Genomic DNA, 255 nt, shown 5'->3' with positions numbered 1-255 from the left:
ACCACCTTCGTACTGCTGGGCCACTGGTTTGAAATGCGGGCACGGGGCGGCGCCAACGACGCCGTCCGTACGCTGCTCGAACTCGCACCCTCGATGGCCCTGGTCATCCGCGACGGACAAACGGTGGAAGTCCCGACCGCCGAGGTAATGCCCGGGGACCTAATGCTGGTCCGCCCGGGATCGAAGATCCCCACCGACGGTGTAGTCGAAGAGGGCGAATCCGAGATCGACGAGTCCATGGTCACCGGGGAAAGC

Annotated in this window: 1 protein-coding gene; it reads left to right on the top strand. The window is 64.7% G+C overall.

The genetic code is table 11. The features are described from left to right. The coding region (locus tag HGO92_RS24960; RefSeq protein WP_440915804.1) for a P-type ATPase actuator domain-containing protein at window positions 1–255 on the top strand (255 nt) is incomplete at both ends.

The sequence above is a fragment of the Crystallibacter degradans genome, assembly GCF_012952295.1.
GTDB lineage: Bacteria > Actinomycetota > Actinomycetes > Actinomycetales > Micrococcaceae > Crystallibacter > Crystallibacter degradans.
The sequence above is the reverse complement of the archived record's forward strand: the minus strand, read 5'-3'. Positions and strand labels throughout refer to the sequence as shown.